This is a genomic window from Nocardia sp. NPDC058640 (assembly GCF_042716995.1).
Taxonomy (GTDB): domain Bacteria; phylum Actinomycetota; class Actinomycetes; order Mycobacteriales; family Mycobacteriaceae; genus Nocardia.
In genome coordinates, this window is the sequence record NZ_JBHXRG010000011.1 from 15,560 (window position 1) to 33,900 (window position 18,341).

Consider the following 18,341-nt stretch of genomic DNA (forward strand, 5'->3'; position numbering starts at 1 on the left):
ATGTCTTTCCCGAAGCGACGCGCCCCGCCCGAGCGCGCCAAAATTACAGCGGCGGTGCGATATCGGCCTTCGACGTCCGGGCATCACCCGAAGCGTGCGCGTCCCACCAGCGACGACCACCGTCGATGAACTCCGCCATCGGAATTTCCATCCCGGCCGGGTCGGTGATCACGATCTTGTCGAACCACACCCGCACATCCAGTTCGCGCGGGTCGATCCCCTCTTCCTGCGAGAACTCGATGACATGCGCCGCGATCCGCTGATCCAGCACGGTGTCGAAGCTGAGCAGTTCGCTCCACAGCGTCCAGCCGCTGTCGTCGAGGTCGATGAACTCCCACCCGTGCAGCCCGCCGCCGCCGAAGCTCTCGATGGCTTCGTCGAGCTGATCCAGCGTCAGTGGGAGCACGCGCGGGTCCACGTCGTCCCAGCGCTGGATGCGCAGCGAGGCGGCGACCCGGGTGACTCCGGTGAAGGTCAGCAGCACTTTCGTGTCGATCGGCGCGGGTCCATCCGTGGGTAACGTCAGCACCTCGAGTGCGAGCTGCAGCCGTCCTGCCGCGGCATCCACATCTACCCCTAGACACGTGGATTCGGACAAAGCGGTATTCAAGCCGTTGATGTCGAAACTGTCGAGTAGCCCCCTGCTCACGTTCATGCGCTCAGGCTACCGATCCGACCGCCCAGATCCCAGGATTTAAGATTTTCTCTATTGATCTCGTTTTTATGGAACCGAATGGGCCCCGCTTGCGTCCAAGTAGATGTCGGGACAGTTCGAACTTGCGAATCCCGACGTCAGCGGCGAACGACCGCTCCGGGATGACATGGAGGGGAGTCTCGGATCGGTCGTTCCCGAACAAGCCCGCGGGCCCGTCAGCGCGGTTGACGCCCGCCCGCCGGCGAAAGTGTGCTGACCGATTGCTGGACCTCGACGATTCGATCGTCGCAGCACAGGCTCGCCCGAGCACGCGCGCGGCATGGCAGGATCGAGGCGTGACGAGCTCCGATGTCCCCACGGTGCCGGTGGGTGCGGTACCCACCGCGTTCGACCGCGCGGACCCGGCGCCGGGCGCGCAACTGCTCGACGTGCGCGAACCCGACGAATGGAACCTCGGGCACGCCCCCGGCGCGATCCACATCCCGATGGTGGATGTGCCCGCCCGCCTCGACGAGCTCGATATCGACGCCGAGCTCTACGTCGTGTGCAGGCAGGGCGGTCGTTCCATCGAGGTCGTTCGCTACCTCGCCCATATCGGGTACGAAGCTGTCAACGTCGCGGGGGGAATGGTGGCCTGGCAGCAGACCGGCCGCCCGGTCGTCGCCGACGGCGAACATCAAGCCAAGATCTACTAGTCCGGAAGCGGGGTGCGCGGGTGAGTTCGGTGGTGCAACCATGTGCGCGCTGTGGTGCGCGCTGGGCCGTGCAGGGCGCGCCGATGCACTGGTGCCCGCGCTGCCGTGGCGTGCTGTTGTCGCCGGGCAAGGTCGACGCGCCGCCCACCCAGCGCAACTACCGCTGGGTCGCGCGCAGACCCGACCACCGCACCCGCAAGGCCGCGGGCACCACCCAGGCCCCCCTGGACCCGACCCCGCGCTACACCCAGACCCCACGCTGGGGCCTGCTCGACCCGCCCGCGATGCCCGCGCCCGCCCCGCAGCGCCCGCTGCGCGGCCTGGCCGCCCACCGCGACCGCCTGCTGGTGTGGACCGCCCTCGCGTTCCTGCTCGCCGCCTGCGCCGAATACGGTCGCTACCTGATCCTGTTGCAGAACCGCACCCGCCTGATCCCCAGCTGGCTGCTGTGGTTCTCCGACGCGACCGTGTGGATCTTCGGCCTGCTCGCGCCGATCTGCGCACTGGTGACCGCGGTGTCGCTGGTGGCCTGGCTGATCGAAGCGCGCAAGGCCGTCTTCGCCGCGCACGGCAGGCGTGATCCGCGCAGGCGGTGGTCGCTGATCGCGGGCTGCCTGGTGCCGGGCGTGAACCTGGTCTGGCCGGGTGTGTTCCTCACCGAACTGATCGGCGCTAAGCCCGAACCGCGCAAGCTCAAAGCCGTGCGAATCTGGTGGGCCGCTTGGGCTTTCAGCGGTCTGCTGTTGATCGCGGCGACGCTGTGGCGCGACGCAGGGACCCTGCAGGCCGAAGCCGATGGCGTGTCGTTCAGCGGCTTCACCAACCTGTGCGCGGCCGGTTTCGCGGTGCTCACGCTGTGGACCGTGCGCACGCTGGAAGGCCGTGACCTGCGCGGACAGGTCAGGTCGGCACACCGCTGGGTGATGGCCGCCGATCCCGCCGAGGTGGTGATCGCACCGGTCGAGCCGGGCGCGATCCCAGAGCCGATCGATGAGGTCGAACGCGCGAATTCCGGTCGCATGGAGCAGAATTCGCAAGAGGAGGTCGGGGCCAAGTGAGCCAGAGCAATCGCCCGCCATTCGTGGTGGCGCATCGTGGTGCGTCCGCGGCGAAGCCGGAGCACACCCTCGCCGCGTACGAGTTGGCGTTGCAGGAGGGGGCCGACGGCGTCGAATGCGACGTCCGGCTCACCCGCGACGGGCACCTGGTCTGCGTGCACGACCGCACCATCGACCGCACCTCCGACGCCACCGGCCTGGTCAGCGAACTGACCCTGGACGAGCTGCGCGACACCAACTTCGGCACCGAGGACGAACCGCAGAGCGTGCTCGCCCTCAGCGACCTGATCGGCCTGGTCCTGGACTGGCGCACCCGCCCCACCAAGCTGTTCATCGAGACCAAGCATCCCGTGCGCTACGGCGCGCTGGTGGAGAACAAGGTGCTCGCCGAACTGCAGCGTTTCGGCATCGCCACGCCGGCCTCGGCGGACCATTCGCGCGCGGTCGTGATGTCGTTCGCGGCAACCGCCGTGTGGCGAATCCGCCGCGCCGCACCGCTTCTGCCGACGGTGCTGCTGGGGGAGTCCTCGCGATTCCTCGGCGGCGGCGCGGCCACCACGGTCGGCGCTACTGCAGTAGGACCATCGGTGAAAACCTTGCGCGAGCACCCGGAACTGGTCGATAAAGCTGCCGCGGCGGGCCGGGCAACCTACTGCTGGACCGTCGACGATCCCGAAGACGTGACCCTGTGCGCAGACCTGGGCGTCAGCTGGGTCGCGACCAACCATCCGGGTCGAACGAAAGCACTACTGGCACAGGTCTGACGGCCTGCACGCCCGCAGTGCGACGGCGCGCACACCCGCGGTCCGACGGACTGGGCGCGACGTCCTGTCGACACCATTTCGCAACTCCACAGGGGTCGCGGTCAGCGAACATGCCGCACGCCCATAAACTCCCCCCGTGGGTAAAAGCAAGCGGAACAGTCCGAAGCCCGACAGTAATCGGGCTCAGCGTCTCGCGCAGCGGCGTGCGGCGCAGGAGCAGGCATCAACGGCTGTCACCCGGCCGTTCGAAGGGCTTGCCGCCGAATGTGATCTGGTGGCGCTGCGGGAGTTCGTGCCGTCGGCGACCGCGACCTTGAAGCTCGCGCCAGGTGTGGCCGCGCAGCGTGAGGTCACCCTGGCCACCGTGCTGCCCGGTGCGGTCTCCGCGCTGGTGCGTGCCGGTGACGAGCCCGTCGGTTTCGTCGGCACCCAGATGCAGTTCCGTGGGCAGGACCCGTCGGCCGATATCGCCGCCGCGATCCTGTGGACCCAGTCCGCCGAGCCCGGTGAGTCGCTGGAGTCCGCCGAGTCGATCGAGGGTGGTCCGCGCCTGGCCGACGTCATCGATCCCGGCGCCGACCTGGAACTGACCGTGCACCAGGACTTCGACTGGTGGGTGCCCGAGGGCGTCACCCCCGATCCGCAGGTGGCGGCCACGATCGAGCAGGCCAAGCAGGCCATCATGCCGTCGGCGCGCCTGAACCTGGGCCCCGATTCCGTCGGCGCGGCCTGGTGGGTCGACGCGGGCGAGAAGGCGCATGTGCGCTGGGTGCGTCCCGAGGACGAGGACGCGCTGATGCTGGCGCTGGCTCGCGTGCACGCCACCGGTGGCCTGCACATGGGCGAGGGTTCGCGTTTCGCGGGTTCGTTCCGCACGCACGGCCTGCTGGTGCCGGTGTTCGATCTGGATCCCGAGCGCCACCCGGCCGAGTGGGAGGCCCCCGCGCGCGAGTTCGGTGCCCGCCTGGCCGAGGCACTGGCGTCGGACGAGCCGATGACCACCGAAGAGCGTCGTTCGCGCGATGGTCTGCGTTCGCGTCAGGTCACCCTGCGCTGAACTTAATGAAACATGCCTCTTTCACAGGGGTGTGACGGCTAGATTCACGATCGAGCCGGACACTCGGTGATCGAACGAAAGAGGCATCGTGGAATTTCTCGGATCTATCGCAGGACTGGCCCAGATCGTGATCGGCACCCTTTTCGCCAACACGGGTTCGGGCGGTTCCGGCTCCGGCTGGTGATATGCAGAAAGGATTCGGCTCGCCGCGTGCGAGCCGAATCCTTTTCGCGTTGGTAGCTAGACGCTGCCGCCGGCCACCGACGGCGCGCCGGACGCGTCCTTCGGGGTGCTGAGCTCACGCCACATGAACGCCTCCAGGTCGAACAGGTTCGACCCGGCGCGATCGGCGATATTGAGCAGCGTGGTCATGTGCGCGACCTCTTCGACCTGTTCCTTCAGGAACCACTGCATGAACTGTTCGCCGAGGTAATCGCCCTCTTCACGAGCGGTGCTGGCCAGCTGGACGATCTGATCGGTGACCGTCTTCTCCTGGGCCAGTGCCAACTCGATCGGCTCGCGCGCGGATTCGAACTTCGACTTCGCCGCGTCGATGCCCGAGATCTCGACGCTGATGTCGCGGTCCACGAAATACTGCACGATCATCATCGCGTGATTTCGTTCTTCCACCGACTGCGCGTAGAAACGCTTGGCCAGCTGCGGCAGGTCGTTGTTGTCGAACCACACCGCAATGGCGATGTACTGATGTTCGGCGTTGAACTCATGCCGGATCTGGTCTTGGAGCAGAGTGTGGAACTTGCTTCGCGGGGCTTCCGGATGAATCGACATGCGGCCACATTAATGCTGGTCACACCGCGTTGTCATCCAAGTGCAACCTTATTGAGGGCAGTATTGCCTAAGTAAGCAATTCCTAACTAGCACCGGCCATTCGGGGTGCGGTGGTGTCCACGGGGGCCTTGCCGCGCAATTCGCGTCGAATGAATTCCTCGACGTCGAACAGGTTGTCCTGCCGGTCGAGCACGGTCAGCAGCGTGGTCATCCCCGCGACATCGTCGACCTGTTCGCCGAGGAACCACTGCATGAATTGCTCGCCGAGAAAATCATTGGCGACACGCGCGGCCGCGACCAAACCGCTCAGTTGCGCGGTGGTCACGCGCTCCCGATCGAGCAGGAACGCGATCGCCGCGCGCGGGGAATCGAAATCCGGGCGCACCTCGTCCAGCCCGCCGATCGTGAACGGCACATCGCGATCGAGCAGGTACTGCACCATGCGCATCGCGTGCCCGTGGTTGGCCGTGGAGCGCGCGTAGGTCTGCGCGGCCAGCTCCGGTAGGTCCTGCGCGTCGAAGTACACCGCGGCGGCCAGATACTGATGTGCCGCGGTCAGACCGTTCCTGACCTGGTCACGAAGCAGTTCGTCGAATGTCGAGTTCTCGGCCATACCTCGACGTTACCGCGTGAGCAGCTCCTCCGGGATCTGCTGATCGGTGGCCAACGCCTCGAAGAACCCGGTCGCCTTCGCCTTGTCCCACAGCAGCACATTGCCCACGTCGGTGTCGTCGAATCCGCCGATCGGCACGCTGGTGGTGACGGTCTCGCCGCGCATCGCCCAGCCCAGTGCGGCCAGGTTCCAGATGTGGTCACCGTTGTCGACCTTCAGCGACCCGGCGACCCCGGTGGCCATGGGCCACAACGCGAACGGGTTCGCCAGCGTGCCGATGCTGGTCGCCTTCTTCAACAGCGCCGCCATGAACATGCGCTGATGGTTCATCCGGTCCACGTCGGCATTGGGCGTCGCGCGGGTACGCACGAAACCCAGCGCCTGCGGGCCGTTCAGTTCCTGGCAGCCCGCGGGCAGATCGAGCCCGGCCAGCGGGTCCACGATCGGCTGGTCCAGGCACATCTCGAGCCCACCCAGTGCGTCGACGACGCCGGCGAAACCGCCGAAACCGATCTGCGCGTAATGGTCGATTCGCACACCCGTGGCCACTTCCACCGTCTGGACCAGCAGTTCCGGTCCACCCAGCGCGAACGAGGCGTTGAGCTTGTCCTTGCCGTGGCCGGGAATGCTCACGTAGGAATCGCGCGGGAGGCTGACCATCGTGGTCGGACCCGACGACGGGATGTGCACCAGCATGATCGTGTCGGTGCGCTCGGGGCCGGTATCGCCGCCGGTCGCCAGTTCCTGCTGGTGCTCTTCGGAGAGGTCGCCGCGGCCGTCGGAGCCGACCAACAACCAGTTGGTGCCAGGGGTGTCGCGCACGCGGTCGCTGTAGTTCGTCAGCGCGGCGATGCGGGTCAGCGAGTTGTCCAGGTGCACGACCGCGGCGATCATACCCACGACCAGCAGCCCGATGATCACCGTGAACCACCGGAACGGATGACGTTTGCGCCTGCGTCGCGGCGGTTGCGCCTGCCTGCCCGGGGCGACGGGCGGACGGTTGCGTCGAGGCGGGACGCCGTCGTGATGGTGGACCGGTCGCTGCGTCGGCGCGTGCCCGCCCTGCTCGCGACGGGGCGGTTCCCGGCGCGGCGGCGGCTGGTTCGGCGGCGGACGACGCGGCGGGAACTTCTCGGGCGGGGTCTGCGAATAGGCCAGCGGCTGGTCACCGGAGTTGCCGCGGTGCATCACCTGCGTGGGTTCCACGTGCGACGCGCCGCGCCGAGGCGCCGGGTTGTAGCGGACCGTGGGCCCGTCCTGGGGATCCGGACGGCGATCGTGGCCGGGCGGACGGCCGTAACGGGGGTCTGGACCGCGGCCCTGCGGAGGCATGGGAGGACCACCGGGGCGGCCCATAGGCGGCGGCACCCGGCGTGTACGGGGGTCCTCGCGGGGTTCGTCGCCGTTCATCACCGTCAAACTCTACTGATCGTGGGGGACGCGCAGCGGTTCTGCGCGCTCGGTCACTACTGGATACCCCGTGAGAGGGTGCGTGTTAGCGCGAAACGCGCCGATGTGGTGAAACTCGCCGCGACACGCTGCCCGCGCGATGTGCGGACGCCCCGCTCACGGCGTTGACGGCTCAGTCCGCATTGCTAGCTCAGCGCGTTAGGGCTCAGGGCAGCCAGCCCACTCGCCCCCGCAGCACGTTGTAACCGAGGTAGGCGACCGCGTCGATCGTCGCGTGGGCCAGAATCAGCGGCCACAACCGGTTCGTACGCTGCCAATATCGGCCGAAGATCACCCCCATCACGACGTTTCCGAGCCCCCCGCCCAGCCCCTGATACAGGTGATAACTGCCCCGCAGCAGCGCCGAAGCCGCCAGCGAAGAATTCTCCGACCACCCCAACTTGCGCAGCCGCGTGATCAGATACCCCACCACCAGCACTTCCTCGGCGACCGAATTCGCACACGCCGACAACACCAACACCGGCAACCGCCACCACTGCTCCGCCAACGAACTAGGCACGATGGTCACACTGACCCCCATCGCATGGGCGATCAAATAAAGCCCCAACCCCGGCACCCCGATCACCGCGGCCAGCACCAACCCCGCCACCACATCCCCACGCCGAATCCGAGCCAGCCCGATCAACCGCGGCCCGATCCCGCTGCGCCACAACAGATAAAGCCCCAGCGCCGCCCACGCCAACAGCCGCGTCACCCCCACGAGCTGAAACAGCAGATCCAGAAACGAATTATTCGACCGAGAGGCGTTCAACGCCACGGTCCGCCCACCGATCCCACCCGGCGACAACGCCGAATCCAGCAGCGACAGACCAGCACTGATCCCACTCAACCCAAAGGTCACCAGCAGAACGACCGCGATCTCCACCCGCAACCCGAACCGGTCCCGCTCGCCCAACTGACCATCCGAAGGATCCACGCGCATGCCGCGCAGTGTAAGCACCGAACCACCGAGGGATGCGTAGCCACCGCACCAGCCCCCGACACCACCCCAACACCACCCCACCTTTTGAGCCGGGTAACCACCGACAAGGCCAGACCCAAAGACACAGCGCCTTTTCGGTTCGGGAAGTCACCAGGAAGTCCCTACCAAAGGGCCCCGCCCTGATCTGGACTGACCGGAGGGTGCGACGAAGGAGTACCCGGAGGGAGGGAAGATCAGGGCCCCCAGGGGCCCGCTCGAGCGCGCCAGCGCTCCAAAAACACAGCTCAAATACGCCGAATGCCGTTCAAGAACGGACACCCCGCCAGCACACGAACCGCACGACTCAACGACTCGATATCTTCGACCGGCGCCGGAAAAGGCAGGCGCACATCATGATCGCCATCAATACTCTCGACACGAAGCGTGAGACCGTACCGGTCGATAGCCAGCGGATGCACGATCCCGCCACGCAGCCGAGTCGGCAGATGCCGAGCCAACAACGCCACCACATCCGCATGATCCTCCGACATATGTTGCAGCCAAGCACTTTCCATCTCACAGAACGGATCAGCCGTGGCGGCCCGCAAGTCGGCATGGTCGACGGATTCGGCCCCCGTCGTATCAGCGAGCACCGCCGAATTCACCACGATCCGCAACAAAGTCACCCCGTGCCCGACATCGAGCAGCCCGGGATGCGGGTACTCCTTGGCGATCTCGACCGCGAGCGCCCGCTGAGCCTGCGCGGGCACCTGCCGCACCCACCCCCGCAACCACACCAGCGCCCGAACCGGCTCACGCAAGGGCAGCGGCGCATGATCGGTGAGCTCGAGCACCGCCGAGGTCTCATTGGCCGTAGCCGCCAGCGCCGCCGCGAGACAGGACTCGGGCACCGCGATCACCGCGTCCCCACACCGACGCAGATGATGCAGCGAGGTAGGAACCGGATCGATACCCGGCAGCGCGAGCACCGCCGTCTCGGCATGAGCGCACGCACTGCGCACTCGCTCGGCGATGGTCGGCGCGAGGAGTGTGGTGGGGCTCGACATGACAACCTCCGGCAACGTTGAATTAGGTAAACCTAAGCTAAGTTACAAACGCCCGCCACGCAAGAGGACACCCCGACACCCCAGCCGATACGGTGAACAAATGACGCACGACGACCACGGCGAAGCCCACCCCACCCCCGCCGAACCCGTCCTGCTCAACCTCTCACCCCCCGCCCGCCGCAGCCTGGTAGCGGATTTGATTCGCCCCCCAGGCACTTCCCCCCACCCGGTCGACGCCGACATCCCCGACCCAGACCTAGCCGCCTACCTAGCAGGCGCCGCCCACGCCCCCCAAGGCTTCACCGCCCACACCACCAGCGGCCCCCGAGCCCTGGCCGTAGTAGCAGGCACCGTAGCCGCCCTCTGCGGCGAAGACATCCCCACCGCCCTGAAAACCCCAGACCTGGCCTTCCTGCGTTCCCTGAAACCCGCCGCCATAGAAGCAACCCGCACAGTCCTACTGGCAATAGAAACCCCCAACGAACAGGCAATAACCGAAGCCCTGAGCGTCCTGGACAACTAACCCACTACGGGAGGGCCCCGCTCGAGCGCGCCAGCTCCAAGAACACCCCCACCTTTTCGGTTCGGGTAGTCACCAGGAAGTCTCTACCAAAGGGCCCCGCCCTGATCTGGACTGACCGGAGGGTGCGACGAAGGAGTGCCCGTAGGGAGGGAAGATCAGGGCCCCCTGGGGCCCGCTCGAGCGCGCCAGCGCTCCAACAAACACAGCAAGGCGCACAGCCCAGGACCAGTCTTACCCAGGACAAGTCGCTAAAGTTGCCTATGTGCCGCGTATAGCGTATTTCGGACCATCCGGAACCTTCACCGAAATGGCCCTCGCGAAGTTCGAGACCTCCGGAGCCTTCGACGCCCCCGTCGAACGAGTTCCCGCGCCCACCCAAGGCGCCGCCCTCGACCTGATCCGCACCGGCGAAGTCGAAGCCGCAGTAGTCCCGATCGAATCCTCAGTAGAAGGCTCGATCCCCGCCACCCTCGACTCCCTGGCCATCGGCCCCCGCCTACAGATCATCGCCGAGACCGAACTAGAGGTCACCTTCACCATCCTGGCCCGCCCCGGCACCACCCTCGCCGACGTCCGCACCCTCGCCGCCTACCCGGTCGCCGCAGCCCAGGTCCGCGAGTGGGTAGCCCGCAACATGCCAGAAGCCCGCCCCTTCACCTCGGCCTCCAACGCCGCAGCCGCTGAAGACGTCGCCGCGGGCACCGCCGATGCCGCCATCTCGACCGCGCTGGCAGGCGAACGCCTCGGCCTGGTCACCTTGGCCGACGGCGTAGCCGACCACGACCAAGCCATCACCCGCTTCGTCCTGGTCACCCAACCGGGCGTGGCCCCGCAACCCACCGGCGCCGACCGCACCTCCGTGGTCCTCGAGCTCCCCAACGAACCCGGATCCCTCATGCGAGCGTTCGCCGAATTCGCCACGCGCGGCGTCGATCTCACCCGCATCGAATCCCGCCCCACCCGCACCGGCATGGGCACCTACCGCTTCTATCTCGACTGTGTCGGCCACCTCGACGATCCGGCCGTGGCCGAAACTCTGAAGGCTCTGCATCGTACGACACAGGTCCGATACCTGGGCTCCTGGCCCGCGACCGCGGCGGTGGGCACCCCGCCGCCGTCGGACGAGCCGGCGGCTGAATGGTTGACGCAATTGCGAAAGGGGGTCGCGGACCTATGACTTCCCGCGCGAAACTGATTCTGGTGCGCCACGGCGAGACCGAGGGCAATGTGGCGAAGATCCTGGACACGAAGGTGCCGGGCCTGCCGCTCACCGAACGTGGTGTGGCACAGGCGAAAGCGTTCGGCGCCAGCCTCGAACGCGCACCGCAGGTGCTGGTCTCTTCGGACGCCTTACGTGCCCGCCAAACCGCAAGTCACATCGAAGAAGCAACGGGCACACCGGCTTTAGTGCTGGATGGCCTGTTCGAAGTGCAGGTCGGCGACCTCGACGGCCGCTCCGACCGGGAGGCGCACGAGCTGTTCCAGGAGATCTACCGCGGCTGGCACCACGGCTTCCTGGACGTGAGCGCCCCCGGCGGCGAAACGGGCCACGACGTGCTGGCCCGCTTCCTACCCGTACTCGACGGCCTACGCGAGGAATTCCTCACCGACGACGCCGACGGTGACGTGGTGATCGTCAACCACGGCGCGAGCATGCGTCTACTGGGCAAGTGGCTGGCCGGGGTGGCCCCGCCGTTCACCACGAACAACCACCTCGACAACACCGAAACCATCGAACTGCTGCCCACCGATGACGGCGGCTGGGAATGCCTACGGTGGGGCAAGTTCACCCCACCGTTCACCATCCAGGCAGAACCCTCAGCCGACGACCCGATGGGTTAAGACCGGGAATCAGCTGTCGCCGAAGGGAATTCGGTGCGCACCGGCAGCGACTCGATCAGATCCGCCACCGCCGTGCGCAGGCGAGCGTTGGTCCCGCTGGCGATGGACGACCACTTCACCCCGTCGTCGGCGACGCTGGCGGTGATGATGAATCTGCCTGCGCGCGTGTTGAATACGGCGATGTGGTTGTCCTGGATGTCGCGGGTGCCGTCACCGTAGGCCACCCCGACGATCTCGGCGTAGGAGTTGATCTCCACCAGCGCCGAGGCCAACGTCTGCGCGTCGGTGGCCGGATTGCCCACCTTGCTCAGGCGCTGCGCGGTAGCGGCCGCGTCACCGGTGTCGCCGAAGATCGGCGCCAAATCCTCGGTGGGAGCGTTCATTCCGTACAGCTCGAGCGCTTCCACCGGGCCCAGTGCCTGCAGCACCGCACCGGGCAGATCCAGCCCCGCGTCGTCGATGACGTACGACTGCGGCCCGCGCAGGGCCACGACCGCGCGGTCGTCGCCCTGCGCCAGACAGAATCGGTTCACCTGACCGGCCACCACCCACCGCATCGCGATGATCCACTGCGGCCGGTAGAGCACCCGCAGCCGTTCGGCCAGCTCCGGTGCCACCACCTGACCGAACAGCAGCTCGCGTTCGGTCAGGGCGTCTTGTGCCGCGTTCATGGCGGCGTCGTGCGCGGTGACGTTGTCATAGCGGCCCATGGCGTCGAGCACCACGGGCATCTCGTCGAACTGCAGTGTTTCCAGCAGGTACTGCATGTCGTCGAGCGAGAGCACGACGGCGCCGAGCAGCGAACCTCCGCTGCCCGAGCCCAGAACGGTCACTTGGCCGTTCCGGCGAGGTCGGCGCCGATCACGCCTTCGGCCGCGTAGCGACCGTCGGTGAATTCGTCGGAGCGCACGTAGTCGATGCCGTCGTGCTCCTCGTCTTCCTCGCCCTTCTGGCCGCGACCCATCAGCGGGTTGCCCGCACCGGTGCCGGTGTTGCGCACGGGTGCGGAATCGGCACGGTTGACCACCGCTTCGGACACCGGAGCACTTGCCGTCGCGTTGGCGGCGGGTGCGCCCCAGCCCTCGGGCAGCTTCAGCGAACCGGCGTTGACACTGCCCAGACCGGCCGACGCGGTAGCCGCGCCACCGATCGCGGCACCGGCGCCACCGAGCCCACCCATCATGGCGGGGGCAGCGGCGGTGCCGGCGGGCACGGTGGCCGTGGCCGCCGAGATCGCCGAGGCGCCGATGTTGCCCACGGTGCTGACACCGCTGGTGAGCACGCCACCGGCGGTGTTGGCGGCCTGGGTGGCCGCGCTGACCACGCCCGGGTTGGACACCAGGGCCTGTGCTGCGGCCATCGCGGTCTGCACCGGGTCGCCGCCACCGAAGTCGCCACCCTGCGCGGAGCCCGCGCCACTGGCGATCGCGGGCGGCATCGAGAACTCACCGGGCGTGACGACCGTGGCGGTGGTGGCGGCCTCGTAGGTCTCCATCACCAGCGCGGCGCGGATGTCCATCGCGTGGCGCACGACCTCGGCGGCCTCGAAGGCACCGGAGACCACACCGGGCGGGTTGGCCGAGGCGGCCACCGCGGTGTTGGTCGCGAGGATCTCGGGCAGGCTCGGCATCGCGATCGAGGCGACGGTGTAGGCGGTGGCGTTGGCCGCGCACTTGGTGCCCATGGTCGCGGCCATGATGCCCTGCTGGCTGGCCCAGCCCGCGAACGGCGCGAGGCGGGCCAACACGGCCATGCCGTTGACGCCCTGCAGGCCGACACCGACCTCGGCGATCACGCGGGTGATGGTGAAGGCGGCGTCGCCCCACACGGCGGCCAGCGTGCCCCACGAGGTGGCGGCGGCGCTGATCGGGACCGCGTGCGCGCCCGCGTTGAGAGTGGTGGAGTTGACTTCTGCCATGCGAGGCAGCCAGAACACCCCGGTGATACCTGCGGTCATGCTTTTTTCTCCCCTGAGTAAATGATCATCGACGGGTTCGCAGCGTCAGATCTGGACGGCGTTGATCGTCGCCGCGCGAACCGCGTCTTCCCCGATGTGCGTGGCCAGCTGCGAGCGCAGCGTCGCGGCCGCGTGGTGCAGCTCGAGGATGGCCTGGGCTACCGAGCTGTCGTGCGTGGCCGCGGCCTTGTTGAAGTGCGATGCCGCCAGCAGCGACACCTCTTCGGCGCCCGAGGGCAACACATGCGTCGTCGGCCCGGCGAGGCCGGCGGCGATCGCGATGCGTTCGGCGAGCAGATCGAGCTCGGCGGATGCTGCGAGGACGATTTCAGGTGCTACGAGAACGTGTCCAACCATGACCCGACTCCTTCTGGTGGCGGCTATCGGGAACCACGAGAATTCCCCCTACGAGTACTTGGACGCGAGAGCGGGTCGATCGGTTCCATGAATTCCCCACCCAATTTCGCTAACCCCATCCCAGCTCATGCAACCGGTCGTCGTCAATCCCGAAATGGTGTGCTATTTCATGGATCACGGTGATCGCGACCTCTTCGACCACTTCGTCGTCCGAGCTACAGACGTCGAGAATAGCCTCCCGGTAGATCGTGATGGTATCGGGCAACGATCCGGCGTAGTAGCTGTCGCGCTCGGTCAGCGCGATGCCGTGGTACAGCCCCAGCAGTGACGGTTCCTCGTCGTTTCGGGGTTCTACCAGCACCACAACATTGTCAATGGCACTGGACAACTGCGCCGGGATCTGGTCGAGCGCATCGCTGACCAGTTCCTCGAAACGCGCCGCCGGCATCCGTTCGGACAACGTCACCTCGGCTGTGGTTGCGGCGGCAGCGGCGCGGCACCCGGCAGCGGCGCCGGAGTGGACCGTCCGGAGTTCGGCGGCGGCACCGGAGCCTGTCCGTCGATCAAGATCTCCCCGCGCGCGGACCCGACGATGGGCGCGAAACCCTCACGGTCGGCACCTTTTCCGAGCCAGCAGTCCAGTTGATCGCTGTCCGCGAGCCAACTCGTGGGCTCGAGCACGTCGAAGAACATGGTCAGTGTCTTGTTGCGAATCGCGTCCGGACTGCCCAGGTATTCGCTGGACAACCGGTTGCATTCGGCCTCGACGTACTTGTCCTGATCGGCCTCCGACGGCGGCCCGCCGGTGAAGTGATTGCCCAGGTCGACCGTGCCGACGATCTCCACCGAGTGCGGCTGCGCGCAGTCGATCGGATCGGTGGGCAGGTTCTGGTTGATGCCCAAGCAGGTGCCCACCGCGTGGACCTTGGACTGGCCGGTGGCGGGGTCGGCGATGCTGCCGGTGGTGGCCGGGCTGCTGGCGGTTCCGCCCACCTGCACCCCGCACCGCAACGTCCGGTCGCCGTTGCCCCAACCGGCGGGACTGGGCGACATCACGTTCACCATGTACTTGCCGCGCGGGTCGAACCGCCCGCCCAGATACTTCTGGACCGCGGTCACGCAGTGTTCGTCGCGCAGCTCGGTCATCCGCAGCGAGTCGGGGTGCCGGGTGCCGGTGGCGAACTCGCGCCCGGGATAGGCGCTCAGATCGATGACACCGGCCACTTCGAACAGATGCTTGTCACCGCAGTTCACCTTCACCAGGTCGCTGCGATCGGGCTTGGACCAGGTCAGACAGTCGCCCTGCTGAGCGCTGCTGAACTCTTTGTCCCGCACGACCGGTTCGGCGCCGGGTTGGTGCGCTTCCACCTTGTCGGTGTCGAAGCCCGTCACGGCCATGGTGACCGTGGCGGCCAGAATCGCGCCGAGGGCGGCGATCAGCAGCCCCCAGCGCAGTTTCGACGCGGACACGTGCAGGGCACCGCCGCGGCCGGGCGCGGCGGGTCCCTGTGCTGGATTGCTCTGCTTCTTCGACATCGTCGACGAGTGTATTTGTCCGCGCGAACTACCGGGTCAGCCGCGCAGTGCGGAGAAGAAGATGCCGGGCAGGCGACGCAGTTTCCCGTCGCCGTAGAAGTCGGTGAGCTTGCGGCCGGTGGAGCTACCGGTCTTGTTGGATACGAACCACGGCGGCTTCGGGCTCAGGGTGAATTCTCCGCCGAGAATCGCGCGGGGCGCGGGTCGGAAGGGGCCGCGGACCACGGTCCGTTCGACGTCGTCGAGCAGGAACGCGTTGTGGACAACGCCGATGCCGCTCTGGATGTCGTCGATGGTGTGACCGGGGTACGCGCCCCAGCTCGCGCGCGGGGTGAGGAACGCCAGGCCCGTCCAGGCGTTCAGCGCGACGGTGCCGTAGCGCAGTTTCTCGATCGCGGTGTCGAGTGTCGTGCCGAGTTCGGTGATGGTCGCGGGGTCGGCGATGATGTTGGCGCCCAGCGTTCCCATCAGTTCGTCGTTGGCGAAATCGACGGCGTTGCTGAGGAATTCACCACCGAGGCCGGGCAGTTCGACCACGCCGAGCACGGGGGAGAAGTACTCGGTGCGCAGCAGGGGAGTGTCACCGGCGGGCAGGTTCTCGACCAGCAACCGCCCGTTGGCGCGAGCGGCGTCGGGGTACGACGCGAGCGCGCCCGACACGCGACCGTCGCTGCCCGGGTAGTAGGCGGTGCGCGCCGGCGCGTTATCGATCGCGGCCCGCAGTTCGACCAGGAACTGCTCCTTGAGCGCCCAATCCGCACTGAGCACCACGGTCTGCGCCGCCACGCAGTTGTAGCCGCCGTTGTGCAGCCGCTGCGTGGCCACATGCTCGGCCTGGAACTTCAGATCCGCCGCCGACCAGTCACCGGGCACCACGATGCACGGCGCGACCCCGCCGAGTTCGCTGGTGATCGGCTTGTCCAGCACCGGCGCGCCGGTCTTGTCCGACCCCGGCCCCCACACGATCGCGTCGTGCGTGGGCGCGCCGCCGGTCATGTGCACGTGCGCGACCTGCGGGTGATTCACCAGGTACCCGCCCTCGGGCGCGCCGCCGGTGAGGATCCGCACCACGCCGAGCTCGATGAACGGCGCGAAGATCGCCTGGAACACCGGCAGCAGCGGGTCGGTGATCGGGTTGAGTTTCAGTGCAACGACCCGGTTGTTGGCGTACAGCTCGTACAGCGTGTCCAGCGGCGCGATCGACATGATGTTGCCCGCGCCGAGCACCGCCCCGACCCCACCGGTCTTCGTCGGCTCGAGCTGCGCCAATCCGGCCTTGCGACGCGCGGTCCCGGCGTCGACACCCGGCTTCAACCACACGTCCGCGCTGAAACCGCTCAGCAGCAGCTTGTCGAAGATGCCGTGCGGCAGCGCGGGCACGGCCACCCGACCGCCCGGCGCGCTGGTGAGCGCGACACCGTCGATCGGGCTGACGCCCTTCTCCAGCGCGGCCATCGACTCGCTCAACGCCTGCGCGCCCGCCAGCATCGTCATCGGACCCGACATCCACTCCTCGCCCAGCAGCGGGCTGTCGATGTCGAGCTTCTTGATCGTGCGCGCCGCGGCCACCCAGGCCTCGGCGTCGCGGGCGGTGAGCGCGTGCAGTTCGTCGAGGAGTTCGCGGCGGCGTCGCAGACCCGTCGCGGCCCAGGTCCGCTCCCCCTCGGTGAGGTCGGCGAGCGCGGTGTCGATGACGGCGGTGTCGAAAGAGGTACTCACACCGCAACTATGCCCGTGCGCGGGCCGATTGGGATAGGCCGCGGCGATTAAGAGTTGCGTAAACAACTAGGCTGTTTTTCATGATCGACCTCCGATTCCTGCGCGAGAACCCGGAAGCCGTCCGTGCCTCGCAGCGGGCCCGCGGTGAGGACCCCGCGCTCGTCGACGCCCTGCTCGAAGCCGATGCCGCGCGCCGGGCCGCGGTGGCCACCGCCGACAACCTGCGCGCCGAACACAAGGCCATGGGCAAGGTGATCGGCAAGGCGAGCAAGGAAGAACGCCCCGCGCTGTTGGCCGCCGCCACCGACATGTCCGCGAAGGTCAAAGAGGCCGAGGCCGCCCAGAACGCCGCCGACGCCGACCTGGACGCCGCCCAGCGCGCGATCTCCAACGTCGTGCAGGAAGGCGCGCCCGCCGGTGGCGAGGACGATTACGTCGTGCTCGAAACCGTCGGCACCCCACCGGTTTTCGACTTCGAACCCAAAGATCATCTCGAACTGGGCGAATCGCTGCACCTGATCGACATGGAGCGCGGCGCGAAGGTGTCGGGCTCGCGGTTCTACTTCCTCACCGGTTACGGCGCGTTGCTGCAGATGGCGCTGCTGCAGCTGGCCGCGCAGAAGGCCGTGGCCAACGGCTTCACCATGATGATCCCGCCGGTGCTCGTCCGCCCGGAGATCATGGCGGGCACCGGATTCCTCGGCCAGCACGCGGCCGAGGTCTACCACCTGCCCGCCGAGGATCTGTATCTCGTGGGCACCTCGGAGGTGCCGCTGGCCGGTTACCACTCCGAGGAGATCCTCGACCTGAGCCAGGGCCCGAAGCGGTACGCGGGGTGGTCGTCGTGCTTCCGCAGCGAGGCCGGTAGCTACGGCAAGGACACCCGCGGCATCATCCGCGTGCACCAGTTCGACAAGGTCGAGATGTTCGTCTACACCACGCCTGAGCAGGCCGATGCCGAGCATCTGCGGCTGTTGGCGTGGGAGCGCGAGATGCTGGCCGCCATCGACGTGCCCTACCGGGTGATCGACGTGGCCGCCGGTGATCTGGGCAGCTCGGCCGCGCGCAAGTTCGACTGCGAGGCCTGGGTGCCCACCCAGCAGACCTACCGCGAGCTCACCTCCACCTCGAACTGCACCACGTTCCAGGCGCGCAGGTTGTCGACCAGGTACCGCGACGAGAACGGGAAAACGCAGATCGCGGCCACGTTGAACGGCACCCTGGCCACCACTCGCTGGATCGTGGCGATCCTGGAGAACCACCAGCAGGCCGACGGTTCGGTGCGCGTGCCGCAGGCGCTGGTCCCGTTCGTGGGCACCGACGTGTTGAAGCCGTAAG

20 protein-coding genes are annotated in these 18,341 nt (G+C 67.4%); 8 read left to right on the forward strand and 12 right to left on the reverse strand.

What is annotated here, in order from left to right; translation table 11 throughout:
- Positions 1 to 43: 43 nt before the first annotated feature.
- Positions 44 to 655 (reverse strand): hypothetical protein, encoded by a 612-nt coding sequence (locus ACFWU5_RS14950; RefSeq protein WP_379267544.1) that lies wholly within the window; start codon positions 653 to 655, stop codon positions 44 to 46.
- A gap of 335 nt (positions 656 to 990) precedes the next feature.
- Here ACFWU5_RS14950 and ACFWU5_RS14955 point away from each other — a divergent pair, with 335 nt between their 5' ends.
- The 4 genes from ACFWU5_RS14955 to ACFWU5_RS14970 all read left to right on the forward strand — a co-directional run bounded on the left by ACFWU5_RS14955 (position 991) and on the right by ACFWU5_RS14970 (position 4,229).
- Positions 991 to 1,350, forward strand: a complete 360-nt coding sequence (locus ACFWU5_RS14955; protein ID WP_379245154.1) for a rhodanese-like domain-containing protein — start codon at positions 991 to 993, stop codon at positions 1,348 to 1,350.
- A gap of 20 nt (positions 1,351 to 1,370) precedes the next feature.
- On the forward strand, positions 1,371 to 2,408 hold the full coding sequence (locus ACFWU5_RS14960; protein WP_379267545.1) for a DUF4328 domain-containing protein: 1,038 nt from the start codon (positions 1,371 to 1,373) through the stop codon (positions 2,406 to 2,408).
- Positions 2,405 to 3,172 carry a glycerophosphodiester phosphodiesterase gene (locus ACFWU5_RS14965; RefSeq protein ID WP_379245151.1) on the forward strand — a complete coding sequence of 256 codons (768 nt, stop codon included), beginning with the start codon at positions 2,405 to 2,407 and terminating at the stop codon, positions 3,170 to 3,172. Before ACFWU5_RS14960 ends, ACFWU5_RS14965 begins: the two co-directional genes overlap by 4 nt.
- A gap of 136 nt (positions 3,173 to 3,308) precedes the next feature.
- Entirely contained in the window at positions 3,309 to 4,229 is a 921-nt protein-coding gene (locus ACFWU5_RS14970; protein ID WP_379245149.1) for a DUF5926 family protein, read from the forward strand.
- A 240-nt stretch (positions 4,230 to 4,469) separates the two neighbouring features.
- Here the strand turns inward: ACFWU5_RS14970 and ACFWU5_RS14975 are convergent, their stop codons facing one another.
- The 5 genes from ACFWU5_RS14975 to ACFWU5_RS14995 form a co-directional block, all read right to left on the reverse strand.
- The gene (locus ACFWU5_RS14975; protein WP_378637846.1) at positions 4,470 to 5,018 is read right to left on the reverse strand and encodes a ferritin; all 549 of its coding nucleotides are present in this window, start codon (positions 5,016 to 5,018) and stop codon (positions 4,470 to 4,472) included.
- An 82-nt stretch (positions 5,019 to 5,100) separates the two neighbouring features.
- A complete protein-coding gene (locus ACFWU5_RS14980; RefSeq protein WP_379267546.1) occupies positions 5,101 to 5,631 on the reverse strand; it encodes a ferritin in 531 nt (176 codons plus the stop codon).
- Between the two features lie 9 nt (positions 5,632 to 5,640).
- The gene (locus tag ACFWU5_RS14985) at positions 5,641 to 7,041 is read right to left on the reverse strand and encodes an LCP family protein (protein ID WP_379267621.1); all 1,401 of its coding nucleotides are present in this window, start codon (positions 7,039 to 7,041) and stop codon (positions 5,641 to 5,643) included.
- A 205-nt stretch (positions 7,042 to 7,246) separates the two neighbouring features.
- Positions 7,247 to 8,023 (reverse strand): CPBP family intramembrane glutamic endopeptidase, encoded by a 777-nt coding sequence (locus ACFWU5_RS14990; protein ID WP_379267547.1) that lies wholly within the window; start codon positions 8,021 to 8,023, stop codon positions 7,247 to 7,249.
- A gap of 284 nt (positions 8,024 to 8,307) precedes the next feature.
- A complete protein-coding gene (locus tag ACFWU5_RS14995; RefSeq protein WP_379267548.1) occupies positions 8,308 to 9,069 on the reverse strand; it encodes a DUF2470 domain-containing protein in 762 nt (253 codons plus the stop codon).
- Positions 9,070 to 9,169: 100 nt separating this feature from the next.
- Between ACFWU5_RS14995 and ACFWU5_RS15000 the strand changes: the two genes are divergently transcribed.
- The 3 genes from ACFWU5_RS15000 (at position 9,170) to ACFWU5_RS15010 (ending at position 11,434) form a co-directional block, all read left to right on the forward strand.
- Positions 9,170 to 9,592: a hypothetical protein gene (locus tag ACFWU5_RS15000; RefSeq protein WP_379267549.1), complete on the forward strand. Its 423-nt coding sequence runs from the start codon at positions 9,170 to 9,172 to the stop codon at positions 9,590 to 9,592.
- 262 nt (positions 9,593 to 9,854) lie between these two features.
- The gene (pheA, locus tag ACFWU5_RS15005) at positions 9,855 to 10,769 is read left to right on the forward strand and encodes a prephenate dehydratase (RefSeq protein WP_379267550.1); all 915 of its coding nucleotides are present in this window, start codon (positions 9,855 to 9,857) and stop codon (positions 10,767 to 10,769) included.
- Positions 10,766 to 11,434, forward strand: a complete 669-nt coding sequence (locus ACFWU5_RS15010; RefSeq protein WP_379246099.1) for a histidine phosphatase family protein — start codon at positions 10,766 to 10,768, stop codon at positions 11,432 to 11,434. Before pheA ends, ACFWU5_RS15010 begins: the two co-directional genes overlap by 4 nt.
- On the opposite strand, the gene ACFWU5_RS15015 is transcribed toward ACFWU5_RS15010, so the two are convergent.
- The 6 genes from ACFWU5_RS15015 to ACFWU5_RS15040 all read right to left on the reverse strand — a co-directional run bounded on the left by ACFWU5_RS15015 (position 11,431) and on the right by ACFWU5_RS15040 (position 17,003).
- A complete protein-coding gene (locus ACFWU5_RS15015) occupies positions 11,431 to 12,267 on the reverse strand; it encodes an ESX secretion-associated protein EspG (protein ID WP_379267551.1) in 837 nt (278 codons plus the stop codon). The two genes, ACFWU5_RS15010 and ACFWU5_RS15015, sit on opposite strands and share 4 nt — an antisense overlap.
- Entirely contained in the window at positions 12,264 to 13,391 is a 1,128-nt protein-coding gene (locus tag ACFWU5_RS15020) for a PPE family protein (protein ID WP_379267552.1), read from the reverse strand. Before ACFWU5_RS15020 ends, ACFWU5_RS15015 begins: the two co-directional genes overlap by 4 nt.
- Before the next feature lie 45 nt (positions 13,392 to 13,436).
- Positions 13,437 to 13,748 (reverse strand): PE family protein, encoded by a 312-nt coding sequence (locus tag ACFWU5_RS15025; protein ID WP_379246105.1) that lies wholly within the window; start codon positions 13,746 to 13,748, stop codon positions 13,437 to 13,439.
- A 109-nt stretch (positions 13,749 to 13,857) separates the two neighbouring features.
- Positions 13,858 to 14,196: a metallopeptidase family protein gene (locus ACFWU5_RS15030; protein ID WP_379246349.1), complete on the reverse strand. Its 339-nt coding sequence runs from the start codon at positions 14,194 to 14,196 to the stop codon at positions 13,858 to 13,860.
- A gap of 14 nt (positions 14,197 to 14,210) precedes the next feature.
- Positions 14,211 to 15,284, reverse strand: coding sequence for a septum formation family protein (locus ACFWU5_RS15035; protein ID WP_379267553.1), 1,074 nt, complete (start codon positions 15,282 to 15,284; stop codon positions 14,211 to 14,213).
- A gap of 36 nt (positions 15,285 to 15,320) precedes the next feature.
- Positions 15,321 to 17,003: an aldehyde dehydrogenase family protein gene (locus ACFWU5_RS15040; protein ID WP_379267554.1), complete on the reverse strand. Its 1,683-nt coding sequence runs from the start codon at positions 17,001 to 17,003 to the stop codon at positions 15,321 to 15,323.
- 80 nt (positions 17,004 to 17,083) lie between these two features.
- On the opposite strand from ACFWU5_RS15040, the gene serS reads away from it, so the two are divergent.
- A complete protein-coding gene (gene serS / locus ACFWU5_RS15045; protein WP_379246111.1) occupies positions 17,084 to 18,340 on the forward strand; it encodes a serine--tRNA ligase in 1,257 nt (418 codons plus the stop codon).
- Position 18,341 lies beyond the last annotated feature (1 nt).